The sequence below is a fragment of the Hydrogenophaga sp. genome, from assembly GCF_019264445.1.
Lineage (GTDB): Bacteria > Pseudomonadota > Gammaproteobacteria > Burkholderiales > Burkholderiaceae_C > Hydrogenophaga.
Genome location: NZ_JAHVAB010000042.1, coordinates 35465 through 55217 on the forward strand (window position 1 = coordinate 35465; position 19753 = coordinate 55217).

Genomic DNA, 19753 nt, shown 5'->3' on the forward strand with positions numbered 1-19753 from the left:
CGCGCCGGCCGCGCGCACAGGACGCCACCCGCTGGTGTCCTCTCCCTTTCTGGTTGGAAATTCCCATGAGCAAAAAAGTCTTCATCAAAACCTTCGGCTGCCAGATGAACGAGTACGACTCGGACAAGATGGCCGACGTGCTCGGCGCCGCGCAAGGCTACGTGCCCACGCAAGACGTGGAAGAGGCGGACCTGATCCTGTTCAACACCTGCTCGGTGCGCGAGAAGGCGCAGGAGAAGGTGTTCAGCGATCTCGGCCGCGTCCGGCATCTCAAGGAAAAGGGCGTGCTGATCGGCGTGGGCGGCTGCGTGGCGAGCCAGGAGGGCGCGGAGATCATCAAGCGCGCGCCGTATGTGGACGTGGTGTTTGGCCCGCAGACGCTGCACCGCCTGCCCGAGCTGCTGAACCAGCGCGCGCGCCACGCGTTGCCGCAGGTCGACATCAGCTTTCCTGAAATCGAGAAGTTCGACCACCTGCCGCCGGCCAAGGTGGAAGGCGCTTCGGCGTTCGTGTCGATCATGGAGGGCTGCTCCAAGTACTGCAGCTACTGCGTGGTGCCTTACACCCGCGGCGAAGAAGTCAGCCGCCCTTTCGACGACGTGCTGGTGGAGGTAGCCGGCCTGGCCGACCAGGGCGTGAAGGAAGTGACGCTGCTGGGCCAGAACGTGAACGCCTACCGAGGCACCATGGGCGACACCCGCGAGATCGCCGACTTCGCGCTGCTGCTCGAGTACGTGGCCGAGATCCCCGGCATCGAGCGCATCCGCTACACCACGAGCCACCCCAACGAATTCACGCCGCGCCTGATCGAGGCCTACGGCAAGATCCCGCAGCTCGTGAACCACCTGCACCTGCCGGTGCAGCACGGCAGCGACCGCATCCTGATGGCGATGAAGCGCGGCTACACCGCCATGGAATACAAGAGCACCGTGCGCAAGCTGCGCGCGATCCGCCCCGACATGGCCCTGAGCAGCGACTTCATCGTCGGCTTCCCCGGTGAGACAGACGACGACTTCAACAAGATGATGAAGCTCATCACCGACGTCGGCTTTGACGCCAGCTTCAGCTTCATCTTCAGCCCGCGCCCGGGCACGCCCGCGGCCAACCTCCCCGACGACACGCCGCACGCCGTGAAACTCGAGCGTCTGCAGCACCTGCAGGCCACGCTCGAAGACAACGTGCGCCGCATCAGCGCCAGCCGCGAAGGCACGGTGCAACGCATCCTGGTGGAAGGCCGCTCGCGCAAGAGCGCAGCCGAACTCATGGGCCGCACCGAATGCAACCGCATCGTCAACTTCGAGGGCGGGCCGCTGGCGGACCGGCTGGTGGGCCAGATGGTGGACGTGCGCATCACCGAAGCGCGGCCGCATTCGCTCAGAGGCGCTGTGCTCGTGGCACAAGAGGCCTGACGCCGCGTGAAACCCCTGCGCTTTTCCTTCCAGCAGCTGCTGCTGGTGGCCTTCCTGCTGATCGGCGCGCTGCTGGGCGTGGCGGCGGTGCGTGCCCTGTTCTCGCTGGAAACGCTCATGGCGCAGAGCCGCGAGAGCGCGGCCCAGGCCATTGCGCTGTCCACGGCCGCGCAGTCGCTGTCCGAACGCAGCCTGACCATGGAGCGCGCGGCGCGGCAGTCGCTGGTGCTGCGCGACCGCCAGCTGCGCCAGCGTTTCGACGACGCCGCCGGCAATGCGCGCGACATCCTGCGCCGGCTGGAAGACAACGACCTGCCCGCCGACTACGCCTACAACTGGCGCGACCGCCTCGACGCCATCACCCTGCTGCTCGACGGGCCGCCCGAAACCGCCCTGGACCGCGAGCGCGAGGTGGCACAGGTGTTTCGCGAGATCGATGGCCACAGCGCTTCCATTGCGCAAAAGGTGCAGTCCATCATCACGGACCGCAACGAGGCGCTGCAAGCCCGCTTCGAAACCAGCCGGCAGGAACTCACGCAGCAGGTGGTGGGCTCCATCGGGGTGGCTGCGATCCTGGCGCTGGCGTTCGGCATCTGGCTGGCACGGCCTTTCAAGCGGCTGGAGAAGGCGATCCAGGGACTGGGTGAAAACCAGCTCGACGTACCGATCGACATCCCCGGCCCCTCCGACGTGCGGCGCGTGAGCCAGCAGCTCGAGTGGCTGCGCCTGCGCCTGACCGAACTGGATGCCGACAAGGCCCGCTTCCTGCGCCACATCTCGCACGAACTCAAGACCCCGCTGGCCTCGCTGCACGAAGGCGTGGCCGTGCTGGGCGATGGCGTGGCCGGCGCGCTCAACCCCAGCCAGGCCGAGGTGGTCAACATCCTGCAGCACAACACCCAGTTGTTGCAGCACCAGATCGAGGCCCTGCTGCGCTTCAACGCCGCCGCCTTCGAGGCGCGCCAGCTCAAGCGCGAACGCACCGACCTGCTCGCCCTGCTCGAAGACCAGATCGACACCCAGCGCCTGCAATGGCAGGCCCAGGCCCTGACGGTGCGGGTGGAAGGCGTTGCCGTGACGATGCCGGTGGATCGCGAGAAGATTGCCTCCGCCGTGGGCAACCTGCTGTCCAACGCCATCCGTTTTTCACCGCACGGCGGTCACATCCGCCTGCTCCTGATCGACCTGCCCGGGCGCGCCTGCATCGACATCATGGACCAGGGCCCCGGCGTGGCCGAGGCCGACCGCGAACGCATCTTCGAACCCTTCTACCGTGGCGAACGGCAACCGCAAGGGGCCGTGCGCGGCACCGGCATCGGCCTGTCCATCGTGCACGAATACATTCTGGCCCACGGTGGCCGCATCACCCTGCTGCCGCAGCGCCAGGGTGCTCATTTCCGGATTGAACTGCCCCATGCCCACTAACTTCCCCAACGCCGCCCACCCCTTGCGCGTGGCGGGCTTCGCCGCCGTGCTGGTCTTGTCTCTGGCGGCATGCAGCACCGCGCCAGCCGCACCCGAGAGCACCGACAACGGCAGCGTGCCCATGCCGCAGAAGAGCCCGTCCGTGGTGGCCGCGCCGTCGCCCACGGCCACGCCCGTGTTGACCGCGCCCGTCGAGACGCCCAGCGTGATCAGCGCCGAAACCCCGCCCGTGCCCGATGTGATCACCGCCCTGCTGAGCTACGCCGACCGGCTTCACGCACTCAGCCCGACCGACCTCGCCGCCGAAATCGTCGTGCAGGGTGACCCGGGCAACGTGGCGCTGCGCCAGATGCAGCTGGCCCTGGCCTTGATGCACCTGCGCCAGCCCGCCGACACCGCCCGCTCGCTGGGCCTGCTGCAGCGCGTGATCACGCACACCGGCCCCGAGAGCCTGCCGCTCAAGCCGCTGGCGCGCCTGCTGGCCAACCGGCTGATGGACCAGCGCCGGCTGGAAGACGCGGCCGAGCGACAGGCCCAGCAGCTGCGCGACAGCCAGCGCCGCATCGACCAGCTCAATGAGCGGCTCGAAGCCATGCGCGCCATCGAACGCAGCCTCACCACCCGCCCCCCTGCCGCCGCGCCCAACGGCACGCGCCCCAACCCATGAACACCCCTACGCCCCTGCCATCCACGCACCGCGCGCGCCTGCTGGTCGTCGACGACGACGCCGACATGCTGCGCCTGCTGGCGATGCGCCTGGGCGCAGCGGGGTATCAGGTCACCTCGGTCGGCTCAGCCGAAGCCGCGCTCAGCCAGCTCGACATCGAGCGGCCGCAGCTGGTGCTCTCCGACGTGCGACTGCCAGGCAAGGACGGCCTGGCCCTGTTTGACGAAATCCGCAAGCGCCACCCCTCGCTGCCGGTGATCCTGCTCACCGCGCACGGCACCATTCCCGACGCCGTGGAAGCCACCGCGCGCGGCGTGTTCACCTACCTCACCAAGCCCTACGACGCCAAGGAGCTGCTCGAGAAAATCGCGCAGGCCCTGGCCCTGGGCGCACCCGCCGACGACAGCGCCCGCGTGGACGAGGCCTGGCGCAGCGAGATCGTGAGCCGCTCCAACCGCATGGCCGATGTGCTGGCCGAAGCGCGCATGGTCGCCCAGAGCGATGCCAGCGTGCTGCTGCGCGGCGACTCGGGCACCGGCAAGGAAATGCTGGCGCGCGCCATCCACAAGGCCAGTGCGCGGGCCAGCAAGCCCTTCATTGCGGTGAACTGCGGCGCCATCCCCGAGGCCTTGCTGGAGTCCGAACTGTTCGGTCACATGAAAGGCGCCTTCACCGACGCCGTGTCCAACCACAAGGGCCTGTTCCAGGCGGCCGATGGCGGCACGCTGCTGCTCGACGAGATCGGCGACATGCCCCCTGCGCTGCAGGTGAAGCTGCTGCGGGTGCTGCAGGAGCGCGCGGTGCGCCCGCTGGGCTCGAGCCAGTCGCTGCCGGTGGACGTGCGCATTATCTCGGCCACGCACCGCGACCTCGAAGACGCGATGGCCAACGCCCAGTTCCGAGAAGACCTGTATTACCGCCTCAACGTCGTCACGCTCACGCTGCCCACCCTGGCCGAGCGGCGCGAAGACATCGCCCTGCTGGCCAACCATTTCCTGGCGCGCCTGGCCGCCAAGTACGGCAAGCGCAGCTCCGGCTTTGCGCCGGAAGCGCTCAAGGCGCTGACGATGGCGGCCTGGCCGGGCAACGTGCGCCAGCTCTACAACGTGGTCGAGCAGGTGTGCGCGCTCTCCACCACGCCGCTGGTCTCGCTCGCGCTGGTGCAGCGCGCCTTGCGCACGCCTTCGGTGGAAGTGCTCAGCTTTGCCGACGCGAAGCAGCGCTTCGAGCGCGAGTACCTCGTGGACCTGCTCAAGATGACCGACGGCAATGTGGCCGACGCCGCGCGCCTGGCCCAGCGCAACCGCACCGAGTTTTACCGGCTGCTGCAAAAACACGCCCTCACGCCCGGGCTGTTCAAAACCGACGCCCAAGGCGCCTCTGGCGACGCTGTCGCTGAAGAGTGACACGCACAAGCTGTTGTTTTTGCTGGATTTTTCCCCGGCAGCCCAACAGCCTGTCGCCATCTGGCGACAAAAACAGGGGGTTCAGACACCCCGAACAGCCCTTCAGGGCGCCGGACACATCTGGATACCTGAAAAGCGGTTGATTTGAAAGGGTTTTTTCGTGTTGGCACAGGGTTTGCCCTTATACCGGCATGCCCCACACGATTCGCCCCCTTTTCACCTCCCGCCAGCTGCGCGGCTGGACCGTGCTTGGCGCCCTGCTGGTCTCGCTGTGCGGGGCGTCGGCCCAAGCCGAGCGCTTTGACTGGGACAGTCTCACGCAACTCGCCCAGACGCGCGCCACGCAGCCCTACCGCGCAAACAGCGACAAGCTCCCCGCCGAGCTCGCCACCATCACCTACGACCAGCTGCGCGACATCCGCTTCAAGCCGGACCAGTCGGTCTGGCGAGATCAGAACCTGCCGTTTGAGGTCCAGTTCTTCCACCTCGGCCTGTACCAGACCGAGCCGGTGCGCATCCACGAGCTCAAGCCTGACGGCCGGGTGAACCACCTGCCCTACCGCAGCGCCGACTTCGACCAGGGCAAAAACAACTTCGACACCAGCCGCTGGGGCGACCTGGGCCACGCCGGCTTCCGCCTGCACTACCCGCTCAACGGCCAGGCGTACAAGGACGAGCTGGTGGTGTTCCAGGGCGCGAGCTACTTCCGTGCGCTCGGTGCCGGCCAGCAGTACGGCCTGTCGGCCCGCGGTCTGGCGATCGACACCGTGGGTGGCAGCGGCGAGGAATTCCCGCGCTTCTCCGAGTTCTGGCTGCAGCAGCCCGCCGCCGGCGCCACCGAGGTCACGGTCCTGGCCCTGCTGGAGTCGCCACGCGCCACCGGCGCCTACCGCTTCGTGATCCGCCCTGGTCAGCAGACCACCACCACCGTGAACGCCCGCGTGTTCCTGCGCGCCGGCGCCGGCCCCGTCCACACGCTGGGTCTGGCACCGCTGACCAGCATGTTCCTCTCGGGCGAAAACCAGCCCCTGCGCGGCGACTTCCGCCCCGAAGTGCACGACTCCGACGGCCTGATGATGGTCAGCGGCGAAGGCGAATGGCTGTGGCGCCCGCTGCAGCGGCCGAAAGACGTCACGGTGAGCTCCTTCACCATGCAGAACCCGCGCGGTTTCGGCCTGATGCAGCGCGACCGCAGCTTCGCCAACTACGAAGACGTGGAAGCCCGCTACGAGCGCCGCCCCAGCGCCTGGATCAAGCCGCTGGGCAACTGGGGCGCCGGGCGCGTCGAGCTGGTGCAACTGCCCACGCCCGATGAGACGCACGACAACATCGTCGCCTACTGGGTGCCCGGTCAGCTGCCCGCCCCCGGCCAGCCGCTGGAGCTGAGCTACGAACTCGCCTGGCAAGGCGACACCCAGCAGCGCCCGCCGTCGAGCTGGGTCACGCAGACCCGCCGCGGTTACGGCTTCACCCGCCTGTCACCGGCCGAGCAGACGCGCCAGCCGCAGTACGTGATCGATTTCGCCGGCCCCGCGCTCGACGCCCTGCCCGCTGACGCACCGGTCAAGGCCGTCGTCACCGCCAACGCCAATGGCCGCGTGCTCGAAACGCTGGCCTACCCCAACCCCGCCACGCGCTCCTGGCGCGTGACCGTGCGCGTCGAGCGCGTCGACGCGACCCAGCCGGTCGAACTGCGCGCCTTCCTTCAACACCACAACGACACCGTGAGCGAAACATGGACACATCTGTTGCTTCCCGAATGAGCACGGCCCCTGCGCCATCGCACCACGGTGCCACGCCTGAGAGCCTTCCCATGCCCTTGCATGCCCGCACGCAGCTGCGCGAAGAGCGCCACCCCAACTCGGTGACGGCGCCCCCGATCAACCGCGGTTCGATGGTGCCGCGCCCCTGGCGCGGTTTCTGGAACAGCATCGGCACCGCCCTGCTGAGCGCTGCCAGCCGCGCGCTGCCCCCGCGCACGCCCGTTGCCACCGCCACCGAGGTCGCTGAGTCGCCCATGGCCTGGCAGAGCGCGGCCAACCGCCGCCGCCTGGTGTTCGCGGTGCTCGCGGTGCTGAGCACGGCCTTTGCCACCAGCCTGTTTGCCGACGCGCAACCCGAGCACCACAACGCCTGGATGCAATATGGCCAGCTGGCGCTCTTCGGCCTGCTCTCGGCCTGGGTGGTCACCGGCTTCGTCACCGCCCTCATGGGCTTCTGGGTTTCGCTGTTTGGCGACCGCCACACGCTGCGCGCGGCCGATGTGCGCGAGCACGCCATGAACCCCGATGCGCGCACGGCGATCATCATGCCGATCTGCAACGAGGACGTGCCCACGGTGTTTGCCGGCCTGCGCGCCACGTGTGAGTCGCTCGCGGCCACTGGCCACGCCGGCCAGTTCGACGTGTTCGTGCTGTCCGACAGCTACGACCCCGCCATTGCTGCCGCTGAAAAATCCGCCTGGGAAGACCTGCGCGCCGCCCTCGCCGCCCAGCCCGACCTGCCGCAGATCGAGGTGTACTACCGCCTGCGCACCCGCCGCACCCACCGCAAGGCCGGCAACGTGGCGGACTTCTGCCGCCGCTGGGGCAAGGACTACCGCTACATGGTCGTGCTCGACGCCGACAGCGTCATGAGCGGCAGCTGCCTGGTGTCCATGGTCAAGCTCATGGAAGCCAACCCCAAGGCCGGCATCATCCAGACCGCCACGCAGGCCATCGGCCACGCCACGCTGCACGCCCGCGCGCAGCAGTTCGGCTCGCGCGTGACGGGTCGCCTGTTCACGCTGGGCATGCAGTTCTGGCAGCTGGGCGAGTCGCACTACTGGGGCCACAACGCGATCATCCGCGTCGAGCCCTTCATGAAGCACTGCGCGCTCGCGCCCATCAAGGGCACCGGCGGCATGTCCGGCGGCATCATGAGCCACGACTTCGTGGAAGCCGCCCTGATGCGCCGCGCTGGCTACCACGTGTGGCTGGTCTCCGACCTGACCGGCAGCTACGAACAGCAACCGCCAGACCTGCTGAGCGAACTGCAGCGCGACCGCCGCTGGTGCCAGGGCAACCTGCAGAACTCGCGCCTCATGGCCGAGCCCGGTATCCACCGCGTGCACCGCACCATGTTCGCCATCGGCGCCATGTCTTACCTGTCGGCACCGCTGTGGCTGGCCTTCCTGTCCATCGGCACCGCGCTGTGGGCGGCCGATTCGAGCGCCATCCCCAGCTGGCAAGCCGTGCCTGAAGAGCTGCGCGCGCTGTGGATGTGGACGTTGACGATGCTGTTCATGCCGCGCGTGCTGGGTCTGCTGGCCGTGTTCATGAAGGGCGAGCAGAAGTCCTTCGGTGGCACCGTGGGCCTGCTGAGCAGTTCGGTGGTCGAGACCGTGCTGGCCTTGATGCAGGCGCCCATCCGCATGCTGGCCCACTCGCTGTTCGTGCTGGTGGCCATCACCGGCCTGAAGCTGGAGTGGAAGTCGCCCCCGCGTGAAGCCAACGGCGTGTCGTGGCGCGATGCGCTGGCCCGCCTGGCGCCCATGACGTTGGTGATTGGCCTGCTGGGTGCGGGCGTGGCGGCGATCAACGCCAACGCGCTGATCTGGCTGATGCCCGTGGCCCTGCCGCTGTTGCTGGCCGTGCCCCTCACGGTGGCCACGAGCCACGTCGACCTGGGTGCCTGGATGCGCTCGCGCGGTGTGCTGCTGATCCCTGAGGAATCGTGGTCGCCTGCGGTGCTGCGCCGTGCGTGGCGGCATGCCAGCCGGTTCACCCTGGCGCACCAGGCGGCTTGATGTTTTGATCGCCTGCCTTGCTCGCCCGCGGGTGGGCGAGGTCGGGTGATCCGGTCCCGTCAGGCGCGCCGCGCCACCCACCAGCCCCCCAGCTGGTTCACCAAGAGCCCGAGCAACACCAAGCCCGTGCCGAGCCACTGCTGCGGCATGGGCAGCTCGTTGAAGAACATCCAGGCCGACCACAAGCCCACCACTGGCACCAGCAGTGAAAACGGCGTGACGCGGCCAGCCGGGTGGCGCTTGAGCAGCTGCGTCCAGAGCGTGTAGGCCAGCAAGGTGGCCAGCCAGGCCAGGAACAACACCGCCAGCAGCGCCGGCCAGCGCAGGCCGATGAGCTGGGCCAGCACGGTCTGCGGGCCGTCCATCCACAGCGCCAGCGCCACAAACGGCAGGATGGGAAACACGCTGCTCCAGACGATGAAGGGCATCGGGTCGTAGTCGCCTTGCCGGTTGGCCAGGCGCACGACGATGTTCGACACCGCCCACATGAAGCCCGCGCCCAGCGTGAGCACAAAGCCTGCCAGCGTCATCTGGCCAGGGCCTTCACCATGCGCCGTGGCGATCAGCACCAGGCCGCTGAGGGCCACCGTGAGCCCCAGCCACTGGTGGGCACGCGCGCGCTCGCCCAGCAGCGGCACCGCCAGCAGCAGCGTGAAGAACGCCTGCGTCTGCATCACCACCGAGGCCATGCCCACCGTCATGCCCAGGCTCAGGCCCAGAAACAGAAAGCCGAACTGCCCCAGCCCCTGCGCGAGGCCATAGGCCACCACGTAGCGCACGGGCAGCTTCGGGAACCGCACGAACAGCAGGAACGGCAGCGACGCCGCCGCAAACCGCAGCGCGCCCAGCAACATGGGGCCGATGCCCTGCAGCCCCACCTTCATGACCACGAAGTTCAGGCCCCAGATCACCACCACCGCGAGGGCGCGCAGCAGGTCGCCGCGCGACAGAGGCAACGCGATCATGGCATCGCCCTCACGGGTCTGCCTTGCGCGTCGCGCGCGGCCACAAACGCGCCGAACGCCTGCGCGCTGGTCTTGCGCGGCGTGTAGCCGAAGCGCTCTTTCAGCGCCGTGTTCAGCAGCACCGGGCGGTAGCGCAGAAAGTCGAGCTGCTCCGGTCCGTAGCGGCTCACGCCCAGCGCCGAGCCCACCCGCAGCAGCGTGCGCAGCAAGCCGGCGGGCAGCACGCGCAGCCGCTTGCCCAGGCGCTGCGCGATCTCGGGCAGCGTGAGCGCGCCGTCGCCGGCGAGGTTGTAGCAGCCGGGCACGGCCTGCCCGCTCAGGGCATGCAGGATGGCACCGGTCACGTCCTCGTCCCACACGAACACGAACGGGCTGTCGCTGCCGGCGATGGCGAGGATGCGCGGCTTTTCGAACAGCGCGGTGATCTGGTTGTCGACCCGCTCCCCCAGGATGGTGCCGATGCGCAGCACCGTCTGGCGCAGCGCGGGGTGCGTCTGGCGCACCTCGGCGAGCATCTCCTCCACCAGGCGCTTGTGATGCGCGTAGGCAAACACCTCGTTGCCGCGCAGCGCGTGCGCCTCGGTCAGCCAGGCCGGGTTGTCGGCGTGGTAGCCGTACGCCGCACCGCTGCTGGAGACCACCAGGTGGCCCACGCGGTGCGCCAGGCAGGCGCTGACCACGTTGTGGGTGCCACCCACGTCCACCGAATGCTCGAACGCGCGGTTCGATCCCTTGCCGGGTGTGACGATGGAAGCCAGGTGCACCACGGTGTCGATGGCGTGCTGGCCCACGGTGTCGGCGAGGGCGCTGTCGCGCACGTCCTGCACGACGCAGGTCACACGGGGCAGGCGGTTCTCGGGCGGCACGTCCCGCACATCCACCGCCACCACGTGTTCAATATGCGGCGCGCGCGCGAGCGCCTCGACCAACCCACGCCCCAGAAAGCCCTGCGCACCCGTGACCAGCACGCGCCGCGCTGCCGGCGCCTTGTCTTGCGGTGCGTTCATGGCCGGCCTGCGTCGGGCACGCCGCCCTGCAAAGGCCGCCGTGCCCACCAGCTCGCCAGGGCCAGGCCCGCGATGATGTCCCAGAAGCCCCAGACGCCCGCCACCACGGCCATGCCACCGAGGCCCCCGAAGAAGCTGAAGATGATGACGAGGCCGAGCCCCGCGTTGCGGATGCCGACTTCAATGGAGAGCGCGCGGCGGTCGTAGTCGGGCAGGCCGGCGGCGCGGGCGATGGCGTAGCCGGTGCCAAAGGCCAGCGCGTCGTGGGTCACCACCGCCAGCAGCACCAGCCCGACATAGTCCAGGAAGTAGCGCCAGTTGCCCGCGATCGCGCCCACGATGAAGGCGATGAGCGCAATGAAACTCAGGATGCGCAGCGGCTTCTTGAAGCGTGTGGTCCAGTTCGGGAAGCGGTGCGCGCACCACAGGCCCAGCACGAAGGGCACGCCAATGATCAGCAGGATGTGGCCGAACATCTCCACCGGGTCCAGCGCGATGGTCTTGAGCAGCGGCGCGGCGGTGGGGTGAATGCCGCCCCAGAACGCAAAGTTCAGCGGCATGGCGACGATGGCAATCGCGTTGGACACCGCCGTCATCGACACGCTGAGCGCCACGTTGCCGTTGGCGCGGTGGGTCAGGATGTTGCTCACGTTGCCGGGAGGGCAGCAGGCCACCAGGATCATGCCCAGCGCGATGCTCGTGGCGGGCTGCAGCAGCAGCGTGAGCCCGAAGGTGATGGCGGGCAGCGCGATGAACTGCGCCACGATGCCGACCGTGAACGCCAGCGGCATGCGCGCGACTCGGCGAAAGTCATCGATGCGCGTGTCCAGCGCAATGCCGAACATCAGGAAGGCCAGCACGCCGTTGAGCACGGCAAGCGAGGCCGGGTTGAAATTCAGGCGGATCTCGTCAACAGGCAGCATGGAGGTCTCCTCGGTTGTTGTTCTTGGCGCTCGTCAGGCCAGCGCCTCGACCGCCTTGCGCACCGTGGCGCGGTAGACGTCCTTGTTCACGTAGTAGGCCATGCGCTCGAGCTGCAGGTATTTGTAGCCACCCGAGAGATCAGGGGGTGGCCCGGCCTTGGCCACCTGGAGTGCCAACGCGCTGGCCTTGCCTTCGTCCAGACCCTTGAAGTACCGGGCCACCAGCTCGGCCTGTTCGTAGCGCCCCTGCCAGCCCAGGCCGCTGGCCTCGACCATGCCGAGCACGGCGAGCCGGTCAAAGCGCGGCGCAAAGATGTTGAGGTACAGGCGCGGCGCCATGCCTTGCCAGTTGAGCAGGGCGTGGTCGAGGAAGGGGTAATGCAGCTTGTAGCCGGTGGCCGCGAGCACGAGGTCGTAGTCGCCCTGGCTGCCGTCCTTGAAGTGCACGGTGGGGCCGTCAAAGCGCGCGATGTCGGCGCGCACGCCCACGTCGCCATGGCCGATGTGGTACAGGATGAGCGAGTTCACCACCGGGTGCGACTCGTACATCTTGTAGGCCGGCTGGGGAAAGCCAAAGCGCACCGGGTCGCCGGTAAACCACTTCAGCACCGTGCTGTCGATCTTCTGTTTGAGCCAGGGCGGCAGCTTGATCTTGCCGCCGATGGAATCGGCCGGTTTGCCGAACACGTACTTGGGCACGAAGTAGTAGCCGCGCCGCACCGAAATGTCCACGCTGCGCGCCTGGTGCACGGCGTCGACCGCAATGTCGCAGCCCGAGTTGCCGGCTCCCACGATGAGCACGCGCTTGTCCTTGAACTGCGAGGCCTGCTTGTAGGCGGAGGTGTGCAGCAGCTCGCCGGCAAAGCGCCCTTCGAACGCGGGCATGTTGGGCTCGGCGAGCGTGCCGTTGGCCACCACCACGCCCTTGTAGTCGGCGGTGGTCTGCTGGCCCTGGGCGTCTTCGGTGGTCACGCGCCACAGCGTGTCGGGCGCGTCGCTCACCGGTGCCACCCGGAGCACGCGCACGCCAAAGCGGTAGTGCTGGCGCAGCCCGAAGTGGTCGGCAAAGGCCATGAAGTAGTCCAGCAGCTCGCGGTGGCTCGGGTAGTCGGCCACGCGCTCGGCCATCGGGAACTCGCTGAACTCCGTCATGCGTTTGCTGGAAATGAGGTGCGCCGAGGCATACACCGTGGAGCGCGGGTTGTGGATGTTCCACAGCCCGCCCACATCGGTATGGGCCTCAAAGCCCTGAAAGGCGATGCCGTGCTTCTGCAGGCACCGCGCGCCTGCCAGGCCCGAGGGCCCGGCACCGATGAGGGCGATTTGTTCTTGTGTTGATGTGGTCATGGTGTGTGAGAGGCGGCTGTCGATCCAGAGACGTCGCGGAACCGGCTTTGCCGGGCCGCAGACGTCGCCCCCTCGAGGGGGTCGCGCGCAGCGCGGCGGGGGTGTTTCATTTCCTCAAACCTGGTATGTCGGTCGAACCGGGTTCGCCAGCGCGGGGTTTGCGCGGCTGGCTTAGCAAGATGCGGTCGTGCAGCCGTGCGGGCAGCAGGCTGAGTGCACGCGAAAGCCAGCCAATGCGCCGGGGCAGCACGATGTGTTCGGTGCCGCGGGCCACCCCCGCGAGCAGGCGGCGCGCGGCCTCGTCGGGCTCGAGCAGGCCCGGCATGGCAAAGCGGTTGCCGGCGGTGAGTGCCGTGCGCAGGTAGCCGGGGCTCACGGTGTGCACGCTCAGCGCGGTGGGCCGAAGCTCGGCGCGCAGGCTCTGCAGGTAGGCGATCAGCCCGGCCTTGCTCGCGCAATAGGCGCCATTGCCCGGCATGCCGCGCCAGCCCGCCACGCTGGCCACGCCCACCAGCGCGCCGCGCTGCCCGCTCGCGCGCATGGGGTCCAGAAACGGTTGAAAGGTGGTGGCCGCGCCCAGCAAATTGATCTCCAGCATGCGGCGCATCGTGGCCAGGTCGCTGGCCTGCGCGGTGTCAAAACCCCCGGCCACGCCAGCGTTGGCCATCACCAGATCGGGCGGGCCGAAGCGGCCCAGCCAGTCGGCCGCCATGGCCTGCATGGCTTCAGCGTCGGACACCTCCGGTGTGTAGACGGCGCATCGCCCGGGCGCCAACGATGCCAGCGCCTCCAGCGCGGGTCGCCGCAAGCCGACCAGCGCCACGCACGCGCCCTGTTCCAGGAGCTCGCGCACCAGCGCCTGGCCCAGGCCACCACACGCGCCCGTCACCACCGCGTTGCGAAAGCTCAAACGTGTCAAACCACCGTCTCCTCGTGTTTGCTTGTGCCCGCAATGTAGGCGGCACTAGAATTTGTCTCGAAATATTTTCGGTAATCGTCTCATTATTCGAGATATGAACACAGACACCGAGGTCAGCCCCGGCCTGCGCCTGCTGGAACTGCTGGACCTGCTGGCCCGTGAAAACACGCCCCAGGCCCTGCCCGACGTGGTGGCCAAGAGCGGCTGGCCCAAGCCCACCGTGCACCGCATGCTGACGCAACTCGAAGCCGGTGGCTGGCTCGTGCGCGAACCGGACGGTCGGCACTTTGCGCTGGCGCCACGGCTGCTGCGACTGTCGGAAGCGGCGCTGAGCAGCAGCACGCTGCAGGGCGTGCGCCACGCGGTGTTGCGCCAGCTGGTCAGCGAGGTGGGCGAGAGCTGCAACCTCACTGCGCTGTCGGGCGCCGAGGTGATCTACCTTGACCGCGTGGAGTCGGCGTTTCCGCTGCGCATGGAGCTGCGACCGGGCACCCGCGTACCAGTGCACTGCTCGGCCAGCGGCAAGCTCTTCCTGGCCTGGATGGGCGCACGGCAGCGCCGCACCGTGCTCGATGGGCTGGATTTGCGCCGCTACACCGCCAGCACGCTCACCGGGCGCGACGCGCTGGAAGCCGAACTGGAGACCATCCGGCGCGACGGCCATGCGGTGGACGCCGAAGAATTCGTCGAAGGCCTGGTCTGCGTGGCGGTGCCGGTGTTCGCACCCGGTCAGACCACGGTGCGGTGCGCCCTTGCGCTGCAAGCCCCCGCCGCGCGCATGACGCTGGCCCAGGCCCGGTTGCAGCTGCCGCGCCTGCAGACCGCCGCGCAAGCGCTGGCGCGCACGCTCGGCTGAGCACCCCGTGTCACTTCAATAGAGCGTGTCGCGCTGGCGCGCGGGCAAGGCGCGGTCGTAGGCCGCCCCGTCGATGTCGTTCCGGGTGAGCGCCGCCAGCATCTCGCCGGCGGTGGGCACCGTGGTCTGGGTGGACGCATCCCAGAGACCCGCGCGCTTCATGGCCCGCGCGCACTGGAAGAACACCGACTCCACGCTGATGACCAGCACGCAACGGGGCGGCTTGCCGTCCATGGCCAGGCGCTGCAGCAAGTCTGGCGCCACCGAGATGCGCGCGCGGCCGTTCACACGCAGGGTTTCGCCCACGCCCGGCACCAGAAACAGCAAGGCCACGCGCGGATCGGCCAGGATGTTCTTCAAGCTGTCGATGCGGTTGTTGCCGGCGCGTTCGGGCAACAGCAGGGTGTGGGCGTCCAGCACCGTCACCAGCCCCGGCGGGTCACCGCGCGGCGATGCGTCCAGCCCGTCGGGCCCGACGGTGGCCAGCACCGCGAAGGGCGAGGCCTCGATCCAGCGCTGGTACACCGGGTGCAGGTGCGAAACCTCCTTGCGCACCGAGGCTTCGCCCACGGCACCAAACAGGGCCTGGAGTGCGGCCAGGTTTTCGATGGTGTGGTCGGAGTCGCGCAGCGTCATGGCGTGTCGGGGTTCAGCCCATGCCGGGCAGCTTGGGCATGCCTTTCATGCCACCCATGCGCTTCATCATCTTCATCATGCCGCCGCCCTTCATCTTCTTCATCATGTCCTGCATCTGCTCGAACTCCTTGAGCAGGCGGTTGACCTCCTGCACCTGCACGCCCGCGCCGGCGGCAATGCGGCGCTTGCGCGTGGCCTTGATGATCTCGGGCTTCTTGCGCTCCTTGAGCGTCATGCTGCAGATGATCCCTTCCTTGCGCTTGATGTCCTTCTCGGCGCGGTTCATGTCCACCTGACCCGCCTTGGCCGCCATGGCGGCGGGCAGCTTGTCCATCAGGCTGGAGAGACCCCCCATCTGCTTCATCTGGCGCAGCTGGTCGAGGAAGTCATTGAGGTCGAAGCCCTCGCCGCTCTTGACCTTGGCCGCGAGCTTCTGGGCCGCCGCCATGTCCACCCCGGCGGTCACCTGCTCGACCAGCGCCAGGATGTCCCCCATGCCCAGCACGCGTTGCGCGTGGCGGTCGGCGTCAAACACCTCCAGGCCATCGATCTTTTCCGACACGCCGGCAAACTTGATCGGCGCGCCGGTGATGGCCCGCACCGAAAGCGCCGCCCCACCGCGCGAGTCGCCGTCGAGCTTGGTGAGGACGATGCCGGTGAGCGGCAGTGCGTCCTTGAAGGCCTTGGCGGTGTTGATCGCGTCCTGGCCTTGCATCGCGTCCACCACGAACAGCGTCTCCACCGGCTTGAGCACGGCGTGCAGCTCCTGGATCTCGCGCATCAGGGCTTCGTCGATCGCCAGCCGGCCGGCCGTGTCGACCAGCAACACATCAAAGTAGTGTTTGCGCGCGTGATCCAGGGCGGCGCGCGCAATGTCCACCGGCTTCTGGTCGGGCGTGCTGGGGAACCATTCGGCGCCGGCTTGCCCGGTCACCGTCTTGAGCTGCTCGATGGCCGCGGGGCGGTACACGTCGCCCGAGACGGTCAGCACCTTTTTCTTGCGCTTCTCGATCAGGTGCTTGGCCAGCTTGGCGGTGGTCGTGGTCTTGCCCGCGCCCTGCAGGCCGGCCATGAGGATGACCGCCGGTGGCTGCGCAGCCAGGTTGATGTCGGCCACGCCGTCGCCCATGGTGGCGGCCAGCTCGCGGTTGACGATCCCCACCAGCGCCTGCCCCGGGGTGAGCGAGCCCACCACCTCCTGGCCCAGCGCCTTGTCCTTCACCCGGGCGATGAAATCGCGCACCACGGGCAGCGCCACGTCGGCTTCGAGCAGGGCCATGCGCACCTCGCGCAGCATGTCCGTGACGTTGCTTTCGGTAATGCGGGCCTGGCCGCGCATTTCCTTGACGATGCGTGAGAGTCGATCTGAAAGGGCTGAAGCCATGCTGCGCTTGGTGGGGGAAAAGGCCGCTGACCCGCGTGGATGCGGGCCGTCAGGCGGGTGGCACGGCCAGCGGGCCGGCGCGCTCGGGCCGAACAAGCCCGTTAAACTGTCCGGATGATTTTAGCCGCGCCCTCCCCTTTCACGCCTGGCGCGCTCCACCGGTCATGAGCCTGCTCCCCTCCCTCGCCACCAACCTGCCTGTGACCACCGCGTCTGCCCTTGCCGCGCTGGTGTATGCCGTGCTGGCCTGGACGCAACCGCGCATGTCGGGGCCGCAGAGGCGGGGCTTCCTGGTGCTGGCCTGGACCCTGCATCTGCTCGTGCTGATGCTGGGTCTCTTCGAGCAACCCACGCGCTTCGGCTTTGCGCCGGCCTTGTCCGTGACGGCCTGGCTGGTGCTCACGGTGTACCTGATCGAGAGTCGCCTGTACCCGCAGATGCGCGCGCGCTGGACGCTCGCGGTGGTGGGCATGGCCGTGGTGGTGCTGGCCTGGGTATTCCCCGGCACACCCTACCCGGCCCTGCAATCGCCGCTGATGCCCCTGCACTGGGCACTGGGCATCGCCTCGTACGGCCTGATCGGCGCTGCCGTGGTGCATGCCTGGCTGATGCAACGCGCCGAGCGGTCCATGCGCCTGGGCGAAGCCAACGATGCGGCCATGCCGCTGCTCACGCTGGAGCGGCTCACCTTCCGCTTCGTGGCGGCGGGCTTCGCCTTGCTGAGCGCCACGTTGCTGGCGGGCTGGTATTTCTCTGAAACCCTCAACCACCGCTGGGTCTGGGACCACAAGACCACCTTCTCCGTGCTGTCCTGGCTCACCATGGGCGTGCTGCTGGGGGGGCGCTGGCGCCTCGGCTGGCGCGGCCGCGTGGCGGTGCGCATGCTCTATCTGGCGGCCGGTCTGCTGCTGCTGGGCTACGCCGGCTCGCGCTTCGTGCTTGAAGTGCTGCTGCACCGCGCCTGACACTGCCCCCATGAAGTACCTGCTCGTTCTGGCCGTGGTCGTGGTCGCGTTCTATGTGTGGCGCAACAACCGCCTGGCCGACAGGGACCAGGCCGCGCGCCGCGCGCCCCCGTCGGGTCGGGCCCAGGCGCCGGCCATCATGGTGGCTTGCCAGCAGTGCGGCACGCACCTGCCACAAACCGAAGCCGTGCGAGGCAGCCAGGGGCACTACTGCAGCGCAGAACACCGGCGCCTGCGCGAAGACTGAGATGGTCCGGGACGTCAGCTCGCAGTTCGCGCCGTCCTGGTACTCGGCCTTCGAAGGCGGGAGCAACCAGGGTCGCGAGCAGCGCCAGCGGGCCTTCGTGAGGCTCTGGCGGGCCTTCATGCGCGCACGGGTGTTCATTGCCACCGTGCTGCTGGCCTTGCAGGCGTTCTTGCTGGTCACGAAATCCGGCGGACCCGACTGGCTGACGCTGGTCTGCTCGGCCCACCTGTGCATCGCGTTCCTCACGCTGTACCTCTGGCGACCGAGCGAGCAAGGCCGCGCAGCGAAATTGCAGTGGCTGCTGACCATCGGCGTGGATGTGGTGGTGTTCGCCCTGCTGCAGACCTTCCAGATCGGCAGCATCAACTACACGGCCCTGTTTGCCTTGCCGGTGCTGCTCGCGGCGATCATGGGCTCGCTCACGCTGGCGCTGGCCACGGCCGCCAGCGTCACGCTGTACCTGCTGGGCGAGGCCGCGCTCAACGCCACGCTGTTCAGCGACCTGTCCACCGCCCGTTTCCTGCAAGCCGGCCTGACCGGCACCGGCTTCTTTCTGGTGGCGGTGCTGGCCAACCAGCTCGCCATCCGGCTGGCCCGCGAAGAAGCGCTTGCCGCCAGCAGCCAGGCCGCCGCGCGCGCGCAAGCCCAGGTCAACGAACTCGTGATCGAGAGCCTGACGGTGGGTGTGCTGGTGGTGGACCCGCACGGTGTCGTGCGCAGCGCCAACCCGGCCGCACAAGCCATGCTGCTGGGCCAGGTATCGCCGCAAGCGGCCAAGTTGCTGCTCTCGGCGCGATCGAGCTGGCAGCACCTGGCGCACATCGTGAACGAAACGTTTTCCATGGGTGAGGCCCTGGAAACCGAGACCACCATCGACAACGAGGACCGCCCGATCCAGCGCCTGCACGCCCGCACCCGGCTGACCGCGCAGGGCGGCCGGCGCGCGGGACTGTGTGTGTTGTTTCTGGAAGATTTGCGGGAGGTCGAGGCGCGCGTGCGCACCGAGAAGCTGGCCTCCATGGGGCGCATGTCGGCCGCTGTGGCACACGAAATCCGCAACCCGCTGTCGGCCATCACGCAGGCCAACGCGCTGCTCGACGAAGAGGTTCAGGCCCCCGCCCAGAAGCGCCTCACGCGCATGATCGAGCAGAACGCCCAGCGCCTTGCCCGCATCGTCGACGACATCCTCAACGTCGCGCGCGCCCAACCGAGCCAGGGCCAGGTCTCATCGCCCACGCTGCCCCTGGACCAGACCGTGCGGCAGATCGCACAGGAATGGGCCAGGCAAAGCCGCGCCGAGCGCGTGCTGGGTGTGCACGTGCATGCGCCCGAAGCCTACGTGGGCTTCGACCCTGAGCACCTGCGCCGGCTGCTGGTGAACCTGCTGGACAACGCGCTGCGTCACGCCAGCGGCAAGCCCTCTTCGATCCGGCTGATCTCGCAGCCCAGCGGCAACGAACACGTGCGCCTCTCGGTGTGGAGCGATGGCCAGCCGCTCGAAGCCAGCGTGATGCGCCACCTGTTCGAGCCCTTCTTCTCCTCCGAGAGCCGCTCCAGCGGACTGGGCCTCTATATCTGCCGCGAGCTCTGTGAGCGCTATGGCGCACAGATCGCCTACCGGCGCACGCGGCTGGACCAGCGCGAAGGCAACGAGTTTTATGCGCTCATCCCCGCCAGCGGGCCAGCCGCTGCCACCCCCCGCGAGCCCATGCAGCAAAGCCTGTCGTACCCGGTGGGCGATTCCGTCGCCACGCGCAACGAGCCGCATGGCTACCGGCTGTCGGGTGACGCCCCTCTGGGCGCGCGCTGA

17 protein-coding genes are annotated in these 19753 nt (G+C 68.4%); 10 read left to right on the forward strand and 7 right to left on the reverse strand.

The window, feature by feature from the left end; all coding sequences use genetic code 11:
• Window positions 1-65 precede the first annotated feature (65 nt).
• The 6 genes from miaB (at window position 66) to mdoH (ending at window position 8694) form a co-directional block, all read left to right on the forward strand.
• The gene (gene miaB, locus KXJ60_RS06905) at window positions 66-1409 is read left to right on the forward strand and encodes a tRNA (N6-isopentenyl adenosine(37)-C2)-methylthiotransferase MiaB (RefSeq protein ID WP_291125574.1); all 1344 of its coding nucleotides are present in this window, start codon (window positions 66-68) and stop codon (window positions 1407-1409) included.
• 6 nt (window positions 1410-1415) lie between these two features.
• Complete coding sequence (locus KXJ60_RS06910) at window positions 1416-2834, forward strand: ATP-binding protein (RefSeq protein WP_291125577.1); 1419 nt, start codon at window positions 1416-1418, stop codon at window positions 2832-2834.
• Entirely contained in the window at window positions 2824-3501 is a 678-nt protein-coding gene (locus tag KXJ60_RS06915; protein ID WP_291125579.1) for a hypothetical protein, read from the forward strand. Before KXJ60_RS06910 ends, KXJ60_RS06915 begins: the two co-directional genes overlap by 11 nt.
• Window positions 3498-4907: a sigma 54-interacting transcriptional regulator gene (locus KXJ60_RS06920; protein WP_291125581.1), complete on the forward strand. Its 1410-nt coding sequence runs from the start codon at window positions 3498-3500 to the stop codon at window positions 4905-4907. Before KXJ60_RS06915 ends, KXJ60_RS06920 begins: the two co-directional genes overlap by 4 nt.
• Window positions 4908-5098: 191 nt before the next feature.
• Complete coding sequence (locus KXJ60_RS06925) at window positions 5099-6670, forward strand: glucan biosynthesis protein G (RefSeq protein WP_291125583.1); 1572 nt, start codon at window positions 5099-5101, stop codon at window positions 6668-6670.
• A gap of 50 nt (window positions 6671-6720) precedes the next feature.
• A complete protein-coding gene (gene mdoH / locus KXJ60_RS06930; RefSeq protein WP_291125586.1) occupies window positions 6721-8694 on the forward strand; it encodes a glucans biosynthesis glucosyltransferase MdoH in 1974 nt (657 codons plus the stop codon).
• A 59-nt stretch (window positions 8695-8753) separates the two neighbouring features.
• On the opposite strand, the gene KXJ60_RS06935 is transcribed toward mdoH, so the two are convergent.
• From KXJ60_RS06935 to KXJ60_RS06955, 5 genes are all read right to left on the reverse strand, one after another.
• Window positions 8754-9659 carry an EamA family transporter gene (locus KXJ60_RS06935; protein WP_291125588.1) on the reverse strand — a complete coding sequence of 302 codons (906 nt, stop codon included), beginning with the start codon at window positions 9657-9659 and terminating at the stop codon, window positions 8754-8756.
• A complete protein-coding gene (locus KXJ60_RS06940; RefSeq protein ID WP_291125590.1) occupies window positions 9656-10666 on the reverse strand; it encodes an SDR family oxidoreductase in 1011 nt (336 codons plus the stop codon). Before KXJ60_RS06940 ends, KXJ60_RS06935 begins: the two co-directional genes overlap by 4 nt.
• A complete protein-coding gene (locus KXJ60_RS06945; protein WP_291125592.1) occupies window positions 10663-11589 on the reverse strand; it encodes a bile acid:sodium symporter family protein in 927 nt (308 codons plus the stop codon). The genes KXJ60_RS06940 and KXJ60_RS06945 overlap by 4 nt, the downstream gene beginning before the upstream one ends.
• Window positions 11590-11622: 33 nt before the next feature.
• The gene (locus KXJ60_RS06950; protein WP_291125594.1) at window positions 11623-12936 is read right to left on the reverse strand and encodes an NAD(P)-binding domain-containing protein; all 1314 of its coding nucleotides are present in this window, start codon (window positions 12934-12936) and stop codon (window positions 11623-11625) included.
• A gap of 106 nt (window positions 12937-13042) precedes the next feature.
• Complete coding sequence (locus KXJ60_RS06955) at window positions 13043-13855, reverse strand: SDR family oxidoreductase (protein WP_291125596.1); 813 nt, start codon at window positions 13853-13855, stop codon at window positions 13043-13045.
• A 94-nt stretch (window positions 13856-13949) separates the two neighbouring features.
• Between KXJ60_RS06955 and KXJ60_RS06960 the strand changes: the two genes are divergently transcribed.
• Window positions 13950-14711 (forward strand): IclR family transcriptional regulator, encoded by a 762-nt coding sequence (locus KXJ60_RS06960; RefSeq protein WP_291125598.1) that lies wholly within the window; start codon window positions 13950-13952, stop codon window positions 14709-14711.
• 15 nt (window positions 14712-14726) lie between these two features.
• On the opposite strand, the gene KXJ60_RS06965 is transcribed toward KXJ60_RS06960, so the two are convergent.
• Together KXJ60_RS06965 and ffh are read right to left on the reverse strand one after the other, a co-directional pair.
• The gene (locus tag KXJ60_RS06965) at window positions 14727-15347 is read right to left on the reverse strand and encodes a pyridoxamine 5'-phosphate oxidase family protein (protein WP_291125600.1); all 621 of its coding nucleotides are present in this window, start codon (window positions 15345-15347) and stop codon (window positions 14727-14729) included.
• Between the two features lie 13 nt (window positions 15348-15360).
• The gene (gene ffh / locus KXJ60_RS06970; protein ID WP_291125602.1) at window positions 15361-16731 is read right to left on the reverse strand and encodes a signal recognition particle protein; all 1371 of its coding nucleotides are present in this window, start codon (window positions 16729-16731) and stop codon (window positions 15361-15363) included.
• A 164-nt stretch (window positions 16732-16895) separates the two neighbouring features.
• On the opposite strand from ffh, the gene ccsA reads away from it, so the two are divergent.
• From ccsA to KXJ60_RS06985, 3 genes are read left to right on the forward strand one after another with little or no spacing between them, the layout of a single operon-like run.
• Window positions 16896-17696, forward strand: a complete 801-nt coding sequence (gene ccsA, locus KXJ60_RS06975) for a cytochrome c biogenesis protein CcsA (RefSeq protein ID WP_291125604.1) — start codon at window positions 16896-16898, stop codon at window positions 17694-17696.
• A 10-nt stretch (window positions 17697-17706) separates the two neighbouring features.
• Window positions 17707-17943, forward strand: coding sequence for a PP0621 family protein (locus KXJ60_RS06980; RefSeq protein WP_291125607.1), 237 nt, complete (start codon window positions 17707-17709; stop codon window positions 17941-17943).
• Window position 17944: 1 nt separating this feature from the next.
• The gene (locus KXJ60_RS06985; protein WP_291125609.1) at window positions 17945-19753 is read left to right on the forward strand and encodes a PAS domain-containing sensor histidine kinase; all 1809 of its coding nucleotides are present in this window, start codon (window positions 17945-17947) and stop codon (window positions 19751-19753) included.